This window comes from Cyclobacterium plantarum, from assembly GCF_011290685.1.
GTDB classification, from domain to species: domain Bacteria; phylum Bacteroidota; class Bacteroidia; order Cytophagales; family Cyclobacteriaceae; genus Cyclobacterium; species Cyclobacterium plantarum.
This window is the reverse complement of sequence record NZ_JAANYN010000001.1, coordinates 500,366-516,804: the sequence shown is the minus strand read 5'-3', so window position 1 is coordinate 516,804 and position 16,439 is coordinate 500,366. Positions and strand designations below refer to the sequence as shown.

At 39.0% G+C, this 16,439-nt stretch carries 14 protein-coding genes; 11 read left to right on the top strand and 3 right to left on the bottom strand.

All coding sequences use genetic code 11. The features are described from left to right. Window positions 1-137 precede the first annotated feature (137 nt). Window positions 138-488, top strand: coding sequence for a single-stranded DNA-binding protein (locus tag G9Q97_RS02160; protein ID WP_166142667.1), 351 nt, complete (start codon window positions 138-140; stop codon window positions 486-488). 349 nt (window positions 489-837) lie between these two features. Here G9Q97_RS02160 and G9Q97_RS02155 read toward each other — a convergent pair whose 3' ends face one another. Beyond that, window positions 838-1,824 (bottom strand): aldo/keto reductase, encoded by a 987-nt coding sequence (locus G9Q97_RS02155; protein ID WP_166142665.1) that lies wholly within the window; start codon window positions 1,822-1,824, stop codon window positions 838-840. 84 nt (window positions 1,825-1,908) lie between these two features. On the opposite strand from G9Q97_RS02155, the gene G9Q97_RS02150 reads away from it, so the two are divergent. Beyond that, window positions 1,909-2,298, top strand: coding sequence for a Dabb family protein (locus G9Q97_RS02150; RefSeq protein WP_246255328.1), 390 nt, complete (start codon window positions 1,909-1,911; stop codon window positions 2,296-2,298). A gap of 40 nt (window positions 2,299-2,338) precedes the next feature. On the opposite strand, the gene hslV is transcribed toward G9Q97_RS02150, so the two are convergent. Then, the gene (gene hslV, locus G9Q97_RS02145) at window positions 2,339-2,881 is read right to left on the bottom strand and encodes an ATP-dependent protease subunit HslV (RefSeq protein ID WP_166142663.1); all 543 of its coding nucleotides are present in this window, start codon (window positions 2,879-2,881) and stop codon (window positions 2,339-2,341) included. Between the two features lie 93 nt (window positions 2,882-2,974). After that, the gene (locus G9Q97_RS02140; protein ID WP_166142661.1) at window positions 2,975-4,645 is read right to left on the bottom strand and encodes a pyruvate dehydrogenase complex dihydrolipoamide acetyltransferase; all 1,671 of its coding nucleotides are present in this window, start codon (window positions 4,643-4,645) and stop codon (window positions 2,975-2,977) included. Window positions 4,646-4,767: 122 nt separating this feature from the next. On the opposite strand from G9Q97_RS02140, the gene G9Q97_RS02135 reads away from it, so the two are divergent. The 9 genes from G9Q97_RS02135 (at window position 4,768) to G9Q97_RS02095 (ending at window position 16,251) form a co-directional block, all read left to right on the top strand. After that, on the top strand, window positions 4,768-5,736 hold the full coding sequence (locus tag G9Q97_RS02135; protein WP_166142659.1) for a YheT family hydrolase: 969 nt from the start codon (window positions 4,768-4,770) through the stop codon (window positions 5,734-5,736). A gap of 35 nt (window positions 5,737-5,771) precedes the next feature. Then, window positions 5,772-6,470: an SOS response-associated peptidase gene (locus G9Q97_RS02130; protein ID WP_166142657.1), complete on the top strand. Its 699-nt coding sequence runs from the start codon at window positions 5,772-5,774 to the stop codon at window positions 6,468-6,470. Continuing rightward, window positions 6,470-7,360 carry an MBL fold metallo-hydrolase gene (locus G9Q97_RS02125; protein ID WP_166142655.1) on the top strand — a complete coding sequence of 297 codons (891 nt, stop codon included), beginning with the start codon at window positions 6,470-6,472 and terminating at the stop codon, window positions 7,358-7,360. Before G9Q97_RS02130 ends, G9Q97_RS02125 begins: the two co-directional genes overlap by 1 nt. Window positions 7,361-8,022: 662 nt before the next feature. Beyond that, on the top strand, window positions 8,023-10,368 hold the full coding sequence (locus G9Q97_RS02120; protein WP_166142653.1) for a GumC family protein: 2,346 nt from the start codon (window positions 8,023-8,025) through the stop codon (window positions 10,366-10,368). Window positions 10,369-10,403: 35 nt separating this feature from the next. Continuing rightward, complete coding sequence (locus G9Q97_RS02115) at window positions 10,404-11,279, top strand: beta-1,6-N-acetylglucosaminyltransferase (RefSeq protein WP_166142651.1); 876 nt, start codon at window positions 10,404-10,406, stop codon at window positions 11,277-11,279. Window positions 11,280-11,306: 27 nt separating this feature from the next. Further along, a complete protein-coding gene (locus tag G9Q97_RS25270; protein ID WP_166142649.1) occupies window positions 11,307-12,710 on the top strand; it encodes an oligosaccharide flippase family protein in 1,404 nt (467 codons plus the stop codon). Then, window positions 12,707-13,987, top strand: coding sequence for a hypothetical protein (locus G9Q97_RS02105; protein WP_187357700.1), 1,281 nt, complete (start codon window positions 12,707-12,709; stop codon window positions 13,985-13,987). The genes G9Q97_RS25270 and G9Q97_RS02105 overlap by 4 nt, the downstream gene beginning before the upstream one ends. A 354-nt stretch (window positions 13,988-14,341) precedes the next feature. Next, window positions 14,342-15,352, top strand: coding sequence for a Gfo/Idh/MocA family protein (locus G9Q97_RS02100; protein ID WP_166142647.1), 1,011 nt, complete (start codon window positions 14,342-14,344; stop codon window positions 15,350-15,352). Between the two features lie 8 nt (window positions 15,353-15,360). Continuing rightward, the gene (locus tag G9Q97_RS02095) at window positions 15,361-16,251 is read left to right on the top strand and encodes a hypothetical protein (protein WP_166142645.1); all 891 of its coding nucleotides are present in this window, start codon (window positions 15,361-15,363) and stop codon (window positions 16,249-16,251) included. Window positions 16,252-16,439: the final 188 nt, after the last annotated feature.

Sequence of the window (16,439 nt, the reverse complement as noted above, 5' to 3'; positions counted from 1 at the left end):
ATCCGTTTGTAAACGTTTACAAACATTTACAAACGGTTTTAAACGAAAAAAACCCGAATAATTTTTGCCCCTATCCCCAATTTTGTCCTGTTCCAATTCGGAAAACATACACATTCTTAACTTAAACAATTCACGTCATGAACGCTATTAAAAACAAAGTACAATTGATCGGGAGACTGGGTGCAAAAGCAGAATTTAAAACAGTCAATGGGAACACGCCTATGGTAAGATTGAATCTTGCCACCAATGAATCTTACAAAAACAATAAAGGGGAGAAAATTGAAGAAACCTACTGGCACAGTATCGTTGCCTTTGGGAAGCCGGCAGAAATTATACACAAATACACCGACAAAGGTTCGGAAATCTGCATTCAGGGAAAATTGGTGAGCAGGTCCTATGAGAACAAAGAAGGGATTAAAAAATACATCACCGAAGTTCAGGTCAATGAGGTTTTACTCATGGGAGAAAAATCAGCAGCCAAAGCCTGAAGGCCTTGTTATTTTTAAAATCTGCTTTTTTAGGTTAAACTCATTTTTTATCCGATTAGTCCGGTGGAGTTTGGGTGGCTCCACCGGATTTTTGCTGATAGCCGAATTTCAAATCGGTAATATCTCATTTGCAAGACTCACGTATTTTAAAAAAATATCAAAATAAAAGGGTGAATTTTTTAAATAGCTCAATTTTTTAATTTTTCACCCAGGACTGTTTGAAAATTTAGATTAATTAATTTAATTTTAACCCAATGAATTTCAGGTGTTTACCTGTAGATCATTGGGTTATTTTGGGTTTATTGTTTATTGACTAAAGCTATGAAAGTAAGTTTTCATGGCTTTTTTATTACCACTGAGGATGAATTTCAGCTTTGAAATATTTATCATAGATATCCCGAACAGCAGCCATTTCCTCATTTGTCAAGGGAGCTATTGATGCAGCCTTCACATTGGCCATTACCTGTTCTGGTTTTGAAGCGCCGGGAATTACTGTGGAGACTTCTTCAAACATCAAAACCCATCGGATTGCCAGGGCTGCCAGTGGGGCCGGGTCTCCGAATAGCTGCTTCAGCTCACTTACAGCCTCAATGCCGCGATCCAAATTTATACCCGAAAACGTTTCTCCTTTATCAAATGCTTCTCCATTTCTGTTGAAATTTCTGTGGTCTTCAGGATGAAAAGTGGTGTCCCCATCAATTTTTCCAGACAACAATCCACTTGCCAAAGGCACCCTGACAATGATACCGCAATCTTTTGACCGGGCCTGTCCAAAAAACTCTTCTGAGGGTTTGGGCCGGAACATATTAAAAATCACCTGTACAGTAGTCACATTTTGGTAGTCCAGGGCAAGCAAGGCTTCGTCTACTTTTTCGACACTCACCCCCATATTTTTTATCTTCCCTTCCTTTTTCAGGTCTTCAAAAAGGCCGAAAATTTCAGGCCTGTGGTATACTTCCGTTGGAGGGCAGTGCAATTGTATCAGATCAATGGTGTCCAGGTTCATGTTTCTCAGGCTGCCCTCTACATAACCCCTTAATACTTTCGGAGTATAACCCTCTGAGACATGAGGCTGAATTTGCCGGCCACATTTGGTAGCCACAAAAACTTCTTCCTTTCGCTCCCGGATGATCTTTCCGACAGCTGCCTCACTCATTCCTGCATCGTAAACATCCGCTGTATCAATAAAATTTATCCCCTGATCTATGGCTTCATGGATGATGCCTGAGGCCACTTTATCGTCAAAGGAGCCTCCCCAGCCTCCTCCTACCTGCCAGGTACCCAACGATACTTCTGAAACATTCAGTCCGGTTTTTCCAAGTTTTCTGTATTTCATTTTAAGTCCTTTCTTTTCTTAATTTTTAAACTATTAATATATATCTTTAATCTCTTAAACGATTTTCCATTAAATGAAACTATAATGCTCAATAGAAGAAAATTCATGGCCTCCCTGACTGCTTTGGGATTTGGAGCATTTATTTCACATCAAACCAACGCTAAAACCCACGCAAACATGATTGTACACCAAGTGTTTTTCTGGCTTCATGATCCGGCTAAAGATCTTAAAACGGTCATGGATGGCTGCAAGAAAATTGCCCAAACCAAAAGTGTGAAAGACTACAAAGTCGGAGTTCCTGCCGGTACCCAACGAAGGGAAGTAGTAGATCATAGTTTTCACATATCTCTGACCGTCTATTTTGACAGCCTTGGTGATCACGATCTTTATCAGACCGATCCTGTTCATTTACAGTTTGTGGAGGACCACAAAGACAAATGGTCTCGGGTCAAGGTATATGACTTTGAGGTATAAATGGAAAAGGCCTTCAAAGATAAGATTTGAAGGCCTTTTCTTATTCACTTACCCTTTCAATGATTAGGTTGTGGTTGGTATAAATACAGATATCCGCTGCAATGTTAAGGCTTTCTTTGACCATTTCCTCTGCACTGAGTTGAGGGGCGTATTTTTTTAGTGCTCTGGCGGCTGACTGTGCATACATGCTTCCTGAACCAATGGTGGCAATCCCTAAATCGGGTTCAATTACATCCCCAGTCCCTGAAATAATCAGCACATCTGTAATATCTGCAATGATCATCATTGCTTCCAGTTTACTTAACATCCTGTCTGTCCGCCATTCTTTGGCCAATTCCACCGCTGCCCGCTTCATGTTATTGCTGTACTTTCCTAATTTCTCTTCGAATTTTTCCAAAAGTGTAAACGCATCGGCGGTAGAACCGGCAAACCCGGTGACGATCTTCCCTCCCTGCAATTTCCTGATTTTATTTACGCTGCTCTTGGCAACGGTATTCCCCAAAGTAGCCTGGCCATCTGCACCGATAGCTACCTGCCCTTGGTGGCTGATGGCTACTACTGTGGTTGATTTGAGTTTTTCCATGATTCTTTTTTTGATAATTGTTTTCAATAACCGTACTAAAAACAAAAAGCCCTATTTCTAGGACTTTTTGACATTATCTAATTTTTTGCATTGTCAGATAAGAAGCCTGACCGGATCTTCCAGAAGTTGTTTTACTGTCTGCAGGAAGGCCGAACCTATGGCTCCATCTACTACCCGGTGGTCACAGGAAAGGGTCACTTTCATCAGGTTCCCTACTTTGATTTCCCCATCTTTTACAATTGGAGTTTGCTTGATACCTCCTATGGCCAGGATACAGGCGTCTGGAGGATTGATTATGGCCGTAAACTCATCAATTCCAAACATGCCCAGATTCGAAACCGTGAAGGTGTTACCCTCCCAATCCTTGGGCTGTAGCTCCTTATTCTTGGCCTTTCCTGCCAGGGACTTGGCTTCCTGGGATATCTGAGAAAGACTCTTGCTGTCCGTAAACCTGATCACCGGGACCAATAGTCCTTCATCCACTGCCACTGCCATACCGATATGCACATGGTCATTGTACCTGATCTTGTCTCCCATCCAAGCCGAATTCACATTGGGATGTTGCTTTAAGGCAGCGGCAACAGCTTTAATCACCATATCATTAAATGATATTTTCACCGGAGCCACTTCATTCATGCTTTTCCTTGCCTCAATGGCTTTGTCCATGTTGATTTCCATGGTCAGATAAAAATGAGGTGCAGTGAATTTGCTCTCGGCAAGCCGTTTGGCAATCACCTTTCTCATCTGGGAAACCTTTTCCTCTCTGAAAGACTCCTGCCCAACTGCAGGACTGGCAGCCATTGCTCCGGAGGATTTATCCGCAGCAGCCACTTTCGAGGGATCGAAACTTTCAATATCTTTCTTAATGATTCTGCCCCCGTCACCGGAGCCTTTTACCAGAGAAATGTCAATTCCTTTGTCCTTGGCCATTTTCTTTGCCAGAGGAGAAGCCTTTATTCTTCCATTTGAACCTGATGAGGCAGTACTACCCGTTTCTTGCTCCGGTTTTGCTTTTTCTTCTTTCTCAGGGCTTTTTTCTTTTGGCGCATCTGTCTCCTCTGTGCTTTCCGTGGCCGAACCGGAAGAAGCCTCTTGTTTGTGAGCTTCCAGTAATTTCTTATAATCGGCTCCTTTCTCCCCAATAATGGCGATGACCCCATTTACTTCCACTGAATCTCCTTCTTCGACTCCGATATATAGAAGGGTACCGTCTTCATAAGACTCCAACTCCATGGTAGCTTTGTCCGTTTCAACCTCAGCCAGAACATCACCTGATTTCACTTCGTCTCCTTCCTTTTTCAACCAACTGGCAATGGTCCCCTCCTGCATGGTGTCACTCATTTTAGGCATGGTGATCAAGGTAGCATTGATATCGGAAGTATCTATTTTTTCGCTTTTCGTCTCGGATTTTTTCTCGGCCGATTCCTGCTTTTCTGCCGACTCCTTTTCTTTGGGTGCAGTATCTTTTGAAGACTCACCATCTCCACCAGACTTAATGTCTTTGAGCAAATCATCTATGTTTTCGCCCTTTTCTCCCAAAATGGCTATGACCCCATTCACCGGTACGGCATCCTTTTCGTCTACTCCAATATGAAGCAATACACCCTCATCATAAGACTCCAATTCCATGGTGGCCTTGTCCGTCTCAACCTCTGCAAGAATATCTCCGGGCTTTACTTCATCTCCTACCTTTTTTAACCATTGTGCGATCACCCCTTCTTCCATGGTGTCGCTCATTTTGGGCATTCGTATTATTTCGGCCATAAGTTATATTATTCGAATTCATGTTTTCAGCAATCCAAAAATAGTTCTTAAAATATGTTTATTCAAATTTAATAATAGTATTTTCACGTAGGAAAGGAATCTGGAATGCATTTAGCGAAAAAATGCCCGTACTGAAAAATTCAAATTACAACCCCCACCAACTACTATACAATGGTCACATGCAGACCATTATTCCTGCTCTCTTCAGAGAAAAACACCTTTTAAGGTTTGAAAGAGAAAGAATTAACACAACAGATGGTGATTTTCTGGACCTGGATTGGTTGAAGCAGGAAAGCACAAACCTGATCATAATCAGCCATGGTTTGGAAGGCAATAGTCAGCGGCCCTACATGACGGGCATGGCGGGTATTTTTTTTGATTCAGGATACGACGTATTGAACTGGAATTACAGGGGGTGTAGTGGCAGCCCCAACCACAAACCATTTTTTTACCATTCCGGAGCTACCTATGACCTGGAGGAGGTGGTTTGCCATGCTTCAGGTAAATACAAATCCATTTATTTGGTTGGGTTTAGCCTGGGGGGTAACCTCACGCTCAAATACCTGGCAGAAACAAATTGGCCCTGCCAAAAAAACATAAAGAAAGCCGTGGCCATTTCTGTTCCCCTTGACCTAAGTGCCTCTTGTGATAAAATAGATCATTTTAGGAATAAAGTATATGCCTATAATTTTCTGCTCTCATTAAAGAAAAAGGTGCGGAAAAAGGCCCTTGCTTTCCCGGAAATTATTTCAGACTTTCCCTTGCGATCCATTTACACCCTAAGGGCATTTGATGATGCATTTACCGCTCCCCTGCATGGGTTTAAAAATGCAGCGGATTATTACGAAAAAAATGCATCCCTCTATTTTCTAGAAGCCATAAAGATACCCTGCCTGATTTTAAATGCCATGAATGATCCATTTCTTGGCAAAACTTGTTATCCCAGAGAAATTGGAGAACGCTCGGAAAAGATTTATATGGAATTCCCAAATCAGGGGGGCCATGTTGGTTTTAGTCCGAGATCAAAAGCAGAAAGATACTGGTCTGAATCCAGGGCTCTTGAATTTATCCAAAACGAAAACTATCTTTAAATTACATCATCACCCGAAGCCGAATCCAATTCAATATGTGTGGAAGATATTCACTTGCAAAAACGAAAATAGACCTTGAAAACAGGTTTGAGGCTGAAATGCTGGAAGCTTTTACTCCAAGATACAATATTGCTCCTTCTCAACTTGTCCCTGTGATCACTACCGAAAGCCCTAAAGGGTTTTCCCATTTTTATTGGGGCATCACTCCTTCGTTTGCAAAAAATAAACCTGTAGCCAATAAGCTCATCAATGCCCGGGCAGAAACCATTACAGAAAAAGCAACATTTAAAAATGCATTTAAAAAAAACCGGTGTCTGGTACCTGCAGATGGTTTTTATGAATGGAAAAAAATCGGCAAAAAAACAAAAGTACCTTACCGGTTTGTCCTACATGGGGAGTCCATATTCTCCATGGCAGGCATTTGGGAAGAATATGAAACTGAGAAAGGAGAAACAGCACACACTTTTTTAGTTTTAACCACTGCTCCCAATCAACTTTCTGCAGAAATACATGACAGGATGCCAGTCATTCTCAAAAAAGAAGATGAGGCCAAATGGTTGGATGTGCGTACGCAGGAGGAGGAATTGCTTGGCATGCTTGGTCCTTATCCAGATGACGAAATGACTAAATATACGGTATCCCCTATGGTAAATCAGGTAGCCAATGACAGTGCATACGTCATTCGAAAAACCCTGCCCATGGATCAATTTGGAAACTATACCTTATTCGGATAATGTATAAAATAGAAATTCTTGATCTTCATTTTAAAGCTGAAAAGCATACCATTGCCTGTTTTTTGATTTCGCTAAACAATCACCATGTTTTGGTGGAAACCGGCCCTGAAAGCACCTGGTTCAATTTAAAAGATGCTTTAAAAGGGCATGGGTTGAATCCCGGAGACATTGATGCCGTCCTGCTCACACACATTCACTTTGACCATGCCGGGGCTGCATGGAAATTAGCCGAGGCAGGAGCCGACATATTCGTTCACCCGGTGGGGCTTACTCACCTGGCTAGCCCTGAAAGATTGTGGCAGTCGGCAGCCAAGATTTACGGTGAGGCAAACATGGAGCAGCTCTGGGGTGAAATGAAAGGCATAGACAAAAGTAAATTGGTCCCCACCGGCCATAAGGAGACCATTCATATCGGAGACCTGGTCTTTACTGCCCTGCATACTCCCGGACACGCCAGTCATCACATTGCCTGGCAACTGGGCCAAAGTGTATTTACCGGGGATGTTGGAGGAGTTAAAATTAAGGATGGTCCGGTAGTACCCCCTTGCCCTCCTCCGGATATCCACCTGGAAGATTGGAAAAAATCCATGCAAACCATTTTAGACAGGCAGCCGGAGAAGTTATACCTGACCCATTTCGGTGAGGTCAACCAGCCCAGAGAGCACTTTACTGAGCTCACAAAAGTCCTGGACAATTGGGCTTTCTGGATGAAAGTCCACTTTGATAAGGGGACACCACTTGAGACTATTAAAACAGCGTTTATGGCCTATACCTCCAACCAAATGGAATCTTTTGGTGCAGGAAAAAAGTTGCAATCGCTTTACGAATATGCCAATCCCAGTTGGATGTCAGTAAGCGGCCTGATGAGGTACTGGAAACTTAAAGGCTAAAATAAAATTTATTTTTTACCATTTTATATTTTTTTAATTATATTTAAATATAAAAAAATAATTTTAATTAAAAAAATCTGTATTTCACAGAGCTGCTAATCAATTTGTGTATTATTTTTTATATTTTTCATTAAATTACTTATAGAAAAATAATATTTTATACTAAAAAAATACTTTAGTTTTATTTACTTTCTCCGTATTTTCACAAAATTATATACCAAATAATTTTTCCTTATTAAAATATATCCACGAGTATTACATGATTAACTTGTCAATTTTTTAGCGCAAGATCATTTTGAATTATAAGAAGCCCGTAAAAACTGACTAAAATCATTTAATTATCATCACAAAAGCTTTTAGATAAAAAAAATTATTTTTACATTTGTAAAAATGTTTTTTAAATACATAAAAAAGTTTGTGATAAAATTTTACCCAAACAGCGATCTTAGAAAGAGGTAAAGTTTTATTTAATTATTTAAATATTATATTTAATATATTAAATATAATATTTTTTGAACTAAATAGTATATTTCCATTAAAAATGGAAATTACTTTAACGGCAGGTTCTGATCTCAATCCTTCATTTGTGATTGACGTGACGAAGTTTTGACCAAACGGCAATTTGAAATTCATTTTTACTACCCAGTAAATTTTATTACATCATGGACATTAAAGATTTATTGAATCAGGAAATCGACTTGAAAAAATCAAGTTCTGTTCCTCTTGAATTTTACTTTAAAAAATACCTGAGACACTGGTATTTATTTTTGGGGGGTGTTTTGTTAATGTGTGGTGCAGCATTGGCCTATATTTACTACACACCAAGCCAGTATGAAATCAATTCTACATTGATGATTAATAACGGTACGGAGGCGAAGAAGGGTTTTTCAAATAATACTGTCCTGGATGATTTAGACGGTTATCAGACCACCAGCATTGTCGAGAATGAAGTGGAGGTATTAACGTCAGTATCCCTGATCAAAAAGACCCTTGAAAATCTGGACTTTTACAACACCTTCTTCGTAGAGGATGGGTTTAAGCGATATAAAGAAATTTACGGGAAAGAAGTCCCGGTCAGCATCAGTTACAGCAAATTAAATGATCGGCCCGAAAAATTTACCGAAATGGTCAGACTTGAAATAATAGATGACAATTCCTATGAATTGGAAATGGAAGAAGGTAGTAAGAGTCGGTATAATTTTGGTGATGAAATAAATAACTTTTTTGGAGAGTTTACCATTGATCTAAAAGAAAATCAGCAGGAACCCTATCCGAAAAGCCTTTTTTTTACCTACAATGATATGCGGGAAATGGCTTTTGAATACAGAGAAAACATCAATGCAGAACCAACAAATAAGCTGTCCACTGTCATTTCCATTACCTTGTTGGCTACTACCCCTGAAAAAGGAGAGGATTTTTTGAAAACATTAGTTGAAGTTTACAATACTGAGGCCTTAAAAAACATCAATTCCACAGCGTCCAACACGCTTGCTTTTATTGATGAACAAATGGAGAAGCTGACTACAGAACTTGCAGAGATAGAAAAAGCTGTTGAAACCTACAAAAACGAAAACTCCATTTCTGATTTGAGTGCTGAATCCCAGATATACCTGCAAAACTCCAGCAACACCAAGCAGAAACTTTCCGAATACGATATCAACTTTGAAGTACTCAATAACCTGGAAGAAAATTTAACCAGTAGTAACAATTTGTCCGAAATGGTTCAGGGATCCTTATTGATAGAAGATGAGGCTTTGTCTGATTTGGTTAAAAAATACAATGAGCTGCAACGCCAACGTCAACGTCTTTTGAATGGAACTACATCAGACAATCCTTTAGTAAAAAACCTGGACGAGCAACTTTTTAGCCTTCGATCAAATCTGTTAGAAAATATTCAAAGCAGTAAAAAAAGCATACAGATAGCCAAAAAAAGCCTTCAGGAAAATGCCTTGGTAATAGAAGAAAGAGCCAACCGGGTTCCTCAAATTGAACGGGAGCTTTTAAACATAACAAGACAACAATCCACCAAACAGGAAAACTACCAATATTTAATGCAAAAAAGGGAAGAGTCCATTCTTTCCCTGGCCGCCACATCCGTATCCAATGCCCGGGTCATAGACCCCCCAATTGCTGGGTTGTATCCTGCCAAACCTATGAAAAAGTTAATCATGGTTTTTGCATTTATTCTGGGATTAGGCATCCCGTTTGGATTGATTTTTGTCAATGATTACTATTTTGGAAAGATCGGGCAAAAAAATGAGGTGGAGGCAATGAGTCAGGTTCCAATTATGGGAGAAATATCTCATGAAAAAAGAAAAAACCTGTATCTCGGAACTCCAAACCACAAGTCTCTTATTGGAGAACAAATAAACCTGATTTGGACAAATATGAAATTTGCATCCATGAAAAGAACAAATCAGGTGATTCTAACCACCTCCAGCATTGGAGGGGAGGGAAAAACCTTTTTTAGTATCAATCTTGCCCGGACCATCGGACTATCAGGAAAGAAAACAGTGATTTTGGAATTTGATCTCAGAAAACCTTCAGTCCTTAAGCAACTTGGTATTAAAACAAACAAACCTGGAATCAGCGAATACCTATCGAGTGAAAACTATATTACCAGCGATATTCTTACACTTTCTGAAGAAAATCCAAATATTTTCTTCATTGGTGCTGGTAAATTATCAGATAATCCACTTCAAATCATGAACAGCCCCCGATTAGAGGGGCTATTTGTTGAATTAAGGAATAAATTTGACTATATCATTATTGATAGTGCCCCTATAGGGTTAGTTGCAGACGCATTTTCTCTCTCCCCTTTCGCCGATATGTTGGCCTATGTCGTAAGGTACTATTACACCAAACCCAATCATCTTAAATTAATCAATGAAATTGCAAAAAATGAAAAGTTTTCGAATCCTGTATTGGTCTTGAATGATGCTAAATCCGAGCATAGTTACGGATATAAATATGGATATTATTACGATACAAAGACAGCTAAAATTTAACTTTGACTATCACTTTTTATTTTTTTTAATAGACAATGAAACACGCAATTCTATTTTTGGCTTATAAAAATATTGACCACTTGGTGGAATACATGAATCTTCTGGATGACGATTTTCTGTTCTACATACACCTGGATAAGAAAAGTAAAGTAAAAAACGACGCTGTCGAAAAGCTTCAACGACAAAAAAATGTGGTGACCATAAGTCGTGAATATGGGGTGAATTGGGGAGGGTTGAACCTGCTAAAGGCTTTACTCCTTTTGGCCAAAGAAGCCCTGAAAAATAAAGAAATTGGCTATCTCCACAGCATGAGTGGTCAGGACTTTCCTATTAAAAGCAGCAAAGAAATTAAGCTATTTTTCGAAAAGCATAAAGGAAAACAGTTTATTGAACATTTTCCCTTACCCACTTTCCGATGGGCTGAAGGAGGTTTTAACCGCTTGAATTATTATAACTTTTACGATGTTTTTAATCAAAAAAATAAAGCAGGAGCTCTATTTATCAGTGCTTTACTGAAATTTCAAAAGATTGCCGGCATCAAGCGAAAGCCCATAGAATCCTTCTCTGACCTTTACGGTGGATCGGTATGGTGGTCACTAAGCAGCTCTTGTGTCAGCTACGTCATTGATGTATTGGATAAGGAGCCCAAAATAATGCAGCGCATGAAACACACCCATTGCCCAGAAGAGATAGTCTTTCAAACGATCCTTATGAACTCACCATTTAAACCCTTAGTTTTTGGAAATTCCTTGACCATGGTGCTTTGGGAATATCGTAACGGAAACAGCCCGGCTATCCTTGATAAATCGGACTTTCCCAAAGTATTGAAATCGGACAAATTATTTGCCAGGAAATTCGAGTACCCAGTATCGAAAGAGCTCATACAGCTTATAAAAAAAGAGGTGGCCTGAAGTCGGATTTCTAACTATTTTTTTGACGTGATAAAAAAAATTTTACAAAACACAGTATTTAAAAACTTTTCGTACCTGACTATTGGGAGTATACTATCACAATTTATCAGTTTATTAACGGTACTGAAAATTACCAAAAATCTTCATCCTGATGATTATGGGTTGTATACTTTCATGATTGCTCAAGGCACATTGCTGCTTACAGTTGGTGATTTGGGCATTAGAAATATAGTCATCCGGACAATCGCCCGGGACCCGAATCGATCCAAAGACCTGATCTATAATGGTGCCATTTTAAGAACACTGGCCCTTTTGGTTTTAGGATCTGCTTATCTGGTATACAATCACCTGCTTGGTAACTTAGGGGCAGAAGAACTGCTTTTTGTCCTTTTATTCGCACTGATTTCCTGCTTTGGAAAACTATTTGAAACAGCATTTCTGGGACACCAGAAAATGCTGCCCCCATCTGTTATCAATCTGCTTTTTAGTATTCTTTGGTTTCTCTGGATATTTTTACTTCCTGGAAAAGTCATGGATGTTGCCTTACTTTTCTATTCTTTTCTGGCATTGAACATAATAAAAAACCTGGTATTCCATATCACTTTACAAAGGCAAAATCTCATTTTAGGAAAGATGGATGGATTTGTATCTTCATCTTATTCCCTGCTAAAAGAAAGCTGGCCCTATTTGGTCATCGTGCTGGTAATGCTTCCTTACACTCAGTTTACCAACAATTTTTTGGATATTAATTCAACACGTGAAGAAATTGGCTATTTCAATCTTTCCGGAAGGCTGACCGGACCGATTTCGTTTGTACTTGATTTTGGCCTTGTAGCTATTTTCCCCAACCTATCGGCACTTTGGGTTTCTAACAAAACCAAATTTAAAAATTTTGTGAGCATCGGTTTCAAATATTACATGCTTTTGGGAATGCTTCTTTGTTTTCTTTTCACTCTTTTTGCAAAAGAATTGTTTGAATTTATTTTCCCTGAAAGTTACCTGTCCGCGATTTTAGTTTGTCAACTTCAGGTTTGGTACTTATTCCTTACTTCTGTAGACAGCCTAATTGGAACAATTTTCGGGGCTACCAATAACGAGAAAAAAATACTGCGATTGGGAATTGTTAATTCACTTTTTTCCACTCCAATTTTATTCTTCAGCAGCCAATACGGGGCATTGGGATTGGCTACCGGAATGGTTTTTTCATTCGCCATTTTCCAATTTTATCTCTGGTATGTGTTCAGAAAAACACTTCACCTAAAAATCGAAGACAGGGCTCTGATGTGGGTCTCTGCTGCGATTTTGTTTGTATTCTCCTATTTTATAGGAAGTGAAATAGATTTAATCAATAAGCTATTGGTTGGTCTTTTGGTATTAATCCTCACTAGCATGTATTTTTTTAGAAATTACACAATTTCAAAATCAGTATGAAAGAAAAATTACTCATAGGATTTATTTTCCTGTTGGTTATCATCAATTTACGATTTTTTGATGCTACATTCATCAATCCAACATTTGTCAATTACCTGGATTTTTTTGCGGTACTGGGAACGGTGATGGTTTCTGCAGTGTACATGTTCGATAGGCAGGGTGGCTTTGTATTACCCATTCAGATGATCTCTTTATCCATCATTTTTTCCATGGTGATGGCTCTTTTTTCATGGGGGCAGGGATTTAAAGACAGCTTATTTGAGACTTTCCCTTACATGCTCTGGCTATTGTTCTTCTGGTTACTTCACTTAAAAATTCCAATTAGAACCCTTGAAAAAATTATTATTGTATATGGAGTATTTTATGCAATTCTTTATTTTTTTCAATATGCCAATTCCCACATCGTTCTGTTTGGAAAACCCATTTCAGGTGAAGAATTTACGGAAGAAAGAGGGGCTATACGCATCATCTTTCCTGGAGCGGGAATCTTTATACTATCTATTTTTATCGCAATCACTAAAATCTCTCTTAATGACCGGTATAAATGGCTTTATATAGGATTGGCTGTATTGGGATTAATTATTCCGGTAATGCAGGTGACCAGACAGTTTATTGCCGGGGTATTTCTCATCTATTTTTTCCATTTCTTTAAAAGTCAGTCCTTATTAAGAAAATTCCTTATCCTGGGAGCATTTGCGGGTGGATTGCTTATCCTGGTAAATTCGGATATTCCAATGATCAAAGGTGTCATTGAGGTACAGCAAAGAGATGCAAAATTAGGCAAAGACTATATCCGGGTTCAGGCTGGTGAATATTTTCTAACTGATTTTTCTCCAAATACCCTAAGTCAAATCTTCGGCAATGGGGCACCAAACTGGGGAATTTCTTCCTATGGCAAATTCATAGAGAGGCTCAGTATTATTAAAGGATATTTTCTCTCAGACGTCGGGATAATCGCTGTCTATGCCATGTTCGGAGTTTTTGCAATAATAGGCTTTGGGTTAATGTGGTACAAAAGTTTTGTGTTGCCAGTCCCCAAACAACAGGAATATGTTAAATACTATTTGTGGTACCTGTTATTTACCAGTTTTACATGGTATTCGGTATATCACTACCATTATGTCATTGCTACCATATTTGCGCTATATATCTATCACCGCTCCTATATGGAACAAAAAAAATGGGACATTATCAGCCTTCTAATAAAGAAAGCACCCGATTCTATGGAAAAGAAAAAGATTTTAACTCCGGTAAAAGAAGCAAAAATGATTACCTGATGAAGCCAATGTCGTTTTCCTCACTCAGGAAAACGTGTAAGGGTAAAAGGAATTTACAGAGATCAATGCTGAAATAAATCAAAAATAGTTATCTCAAAAAGGTAATAAATCTCTTATTAAATTTCCCACCAAATACCTGTGTTTTAATCCAACAATTGGGGTGAATTACTTTCTAAAGGTGTCCATATCTCAATAAACCAGAAAAACTCGGTTATTACCTAATAAATGATTTACAGATCAGAACCCTGATTTATAGGTTTGGTTTGTAAAAAGCCAGGAATGCTGGCTTAAAAAAAAGCATCCTAAAAGTGAAAAAAATAAGATAACTCATAAACATTTAACCCGCTAAAAAAGATGGTTCGAACAGGAATAATAGGATTAGGTAAAATGGGAATTTCCCATTGCGCCATACTAGGAGCACATCCGGATGTTAACCTTGTAGCTGTATGCGACAGCTCAGCATTGGTAATTGATGCGTTTAAGAAACATTCACGCTTCCAGTGTTTTACAGATTACCGGAAAATGATTGCAGAAATGAATCTGGATGCGATTGTGATTGCATCTCCAACCAAATTTCACACCGAGATGGTGAATTATGCACTGGACCATTCCCTTCATGTCTTTTGTGAAAAACCCTTTGTGCTGAACCCCGAAGATGCCGAAATATTGGCAGAGAAGGCCGAAATGAAAAACCTGGTCAATCAGGTGGGCTATCACAACCGGTTTCTGGGAACCTTCAATGAGGTGAAAGTATTGCTTCAAATGAACATATTGGGCGAGCTATACCACTTTAGCGGTGAATCTTACGGTCCAGTGGTTTTGCGGGAAAAAGGGAGCACCTGGAGATCCCAAAAAGGCCAGGGAGGCGGATGCTTATATGATTATGCGTCACACACCATTGATTTGATACATTTTCTACTGGGCAAACCCATGGAAGTTTCGGGTACCCAGTTAAAGCGGATCTTTTCCAATGATGTAGAAGACGCCGTCTATTCCAGCATTACCCTCAATAATGGACTTAGGGGTCAATTATCCGTAAACTGGAGCGACGAAACGCATCGGAAAATGAATACACAAATAACCATTTTGGGCAAAAAAGGAAAAATAATAGCCGATGCTACGGAAGTCAAAATTTTTTTGAAAGAAGCCAACGAGCTTTTGGTTTTACCCAAAGGCTGGACAGTAAAATACCTCACTGAACTGACTCCCAATGTAGATTTCTACCTGCGGGGCGAGGAATACTCCTCTCAGATCGATCATTTTATAAAATGCATAAATAATTCAGAAACAATCAATAAAAGTTCATTCAGGAGCGCATCATGTACCGACCAACTTATTTCTAAATTAATTTCAGACAATAAATAACAAATACCATGGAAAGAGTACTATTCGGTGATAACCAGTTTTTTGGAGTCAACCACAGTTCAGATGAAAAAGCAAGGGCCCAAACTATTCGTTTTCAGGAAGATGATGCCATCATGGCAGTATTAGACGTTGCGATTGATGAAGGGATCAATACCTTTATGTGTACAACACATGATCGAATTGGTGAGATTTGTAACCGTATCAGGGGAAATGAAAAGTACAAAGATTTCAAGTTATATCCTTGCATGCCTTATGCACACAAATATGCAAACGCTATAACAGAGCTGGGCTATTTGGGAACAATTAAACAATTTGTACCGGGGAATATTTTCAGCACCTTTGCTAAAGGCGGATTGGCTTTTATGAAAAAAGACTTTACCGAACTTGCAAAATTAATGATTGATGCCGAAATGAAAATGTTTAAGGGGATCAACACACCGGTGATTTGGGTGCAAAACGTAATCACAGATTTGCTCCTTGGGCTTGGCATGACTGACTTTCTCGTTGTTTTTTATAACCATATCAAGGAAAAATATCGTGCAGAACCTGGTTTTATAACCATGAATTTGCCTTTATTGTTAGATACCCTGGAGAAAGCAGGAATAGAAAACCCCACTGTTTGCGCTTCCATCAATAAAATTGGGTTCAGGATGTCTGGAGGGATAAAAAAATATGAGGAGGTAATTGGGCAAAAAAGATGCAAGCTGGTAGCCATGCAAGTATTGGCAGCAGGTGCTATTCCACCAAAAGAAGCCTTTGAATACGTCTGTTCCCTAAATGGGGTAGATTCCATTCTATTTGGAGCATCCTCAAGGGCCAATATCCATCAGTCAAAATCAATCATAGACAGCTGTTCTGTCTTGAAACATGGTCCGACTTCAAAAGTAAACTATTATTAGTTTTAATAAAAATAATTCATTAATTGCTGGAAATTTCCGCAATACCCGTCATTTCAATAAAGGATTTCCAAAGAAATATTGTTTCGGTATTGGTATATCACCATCTAAAATTCAGGAGAGCTGAAAAGTCTTTTCCTCATCTGTGAAAAGATCATAATTTGGTATCTTTGACCAATACTCCTGTTGCC

Coding starts and splice junctions, on each gene's coding strand:
- hslV (WP_166142663.1), bottom strand. CDS start 2,881: ATGGAAAAACTCAAATCAACCACAGTAGTAGCCATCAGCCACCAAGGG.
- G9Q97_RS02120 (WP_166142653.1), top strand. CDS start 8,023: ATGGACATTAAAGATTTATTGAATCAGGAAATCGACTTGAAAAAATCA.
- G9Q97_RS02155 (WP_166142665.1), bottom strand. CDS start 1,824: ATGAAATACAGAAAACTTGGAAAAACCGGACTGAATGTTTCAGAAGTA.
- G9Q97_RS02125 (WP_166142655.1), top strand. CDS start 6,470: ATGTATAAAATAGAAATTCTTGATCTTCATTTTAAAGCTGAAAAGCAT.
- G9Q97_RS02095 (WP_166142645.1), top strand. CDS start 15,361: ATGGAAAGAGTACTATTCGGTGATAACCAGTTTTTTGGAGTCAACCAC.
- G9Q97_RS02160 (WP_166142667.1), top strand. CDS start 138: ATGAACGCTATTAAAAACAAAGTACAATTGATCGGGAGACTGGGTGCA.
- G9Q97_RS02140 (WP_166142661.1), bottom strand. CDS start 4,645: ATGGCCGAAATAATACGAATGCCCAAAATGAGCGACACCATGGAAGAA.
- G9Q97_RS02115 (WP_166142651.1), top strand. CDS start 10,404: ATGAAACACGCAATTCTATTTTTGGCTTATAAAAATATTGACCACTTG.
- G9Q97_RS02150 (WP_246255328.1), top strand. CDS start 1,909: ATGCTCAATAGAAGAAAATTCATGGCCTCCCTGACTGCTTTGGGATTT.
- G9Q97_RS02100 (WP_166142647.1), top strand. CDS start 14,342: ATGGTTCGAACAGGAATAATAGGATTAGGTAAAATGGGAATTTCCCAT.
- G9Q97_RS02130 (WP_166142657.1), top strand. CDS start 5,772: ATGTGTGGAAGATATTCACTTGCAAAAACGAAAATAGACCTTGAAAAC.
- G9Q97_RS02135 (WP_166142659.1), top strand. CDS start 4,768: ATGCCCGTACTGAAAAATTCAAATTACAACCCCCACCAACTACTATAC.
- G9Q97_RS02105 (WP_187357700.1), top strand. CDS start 12,707: ATGAAAGAAAAATTACTCATAGGATTTATTTTCCTGTTGGTTATCATC.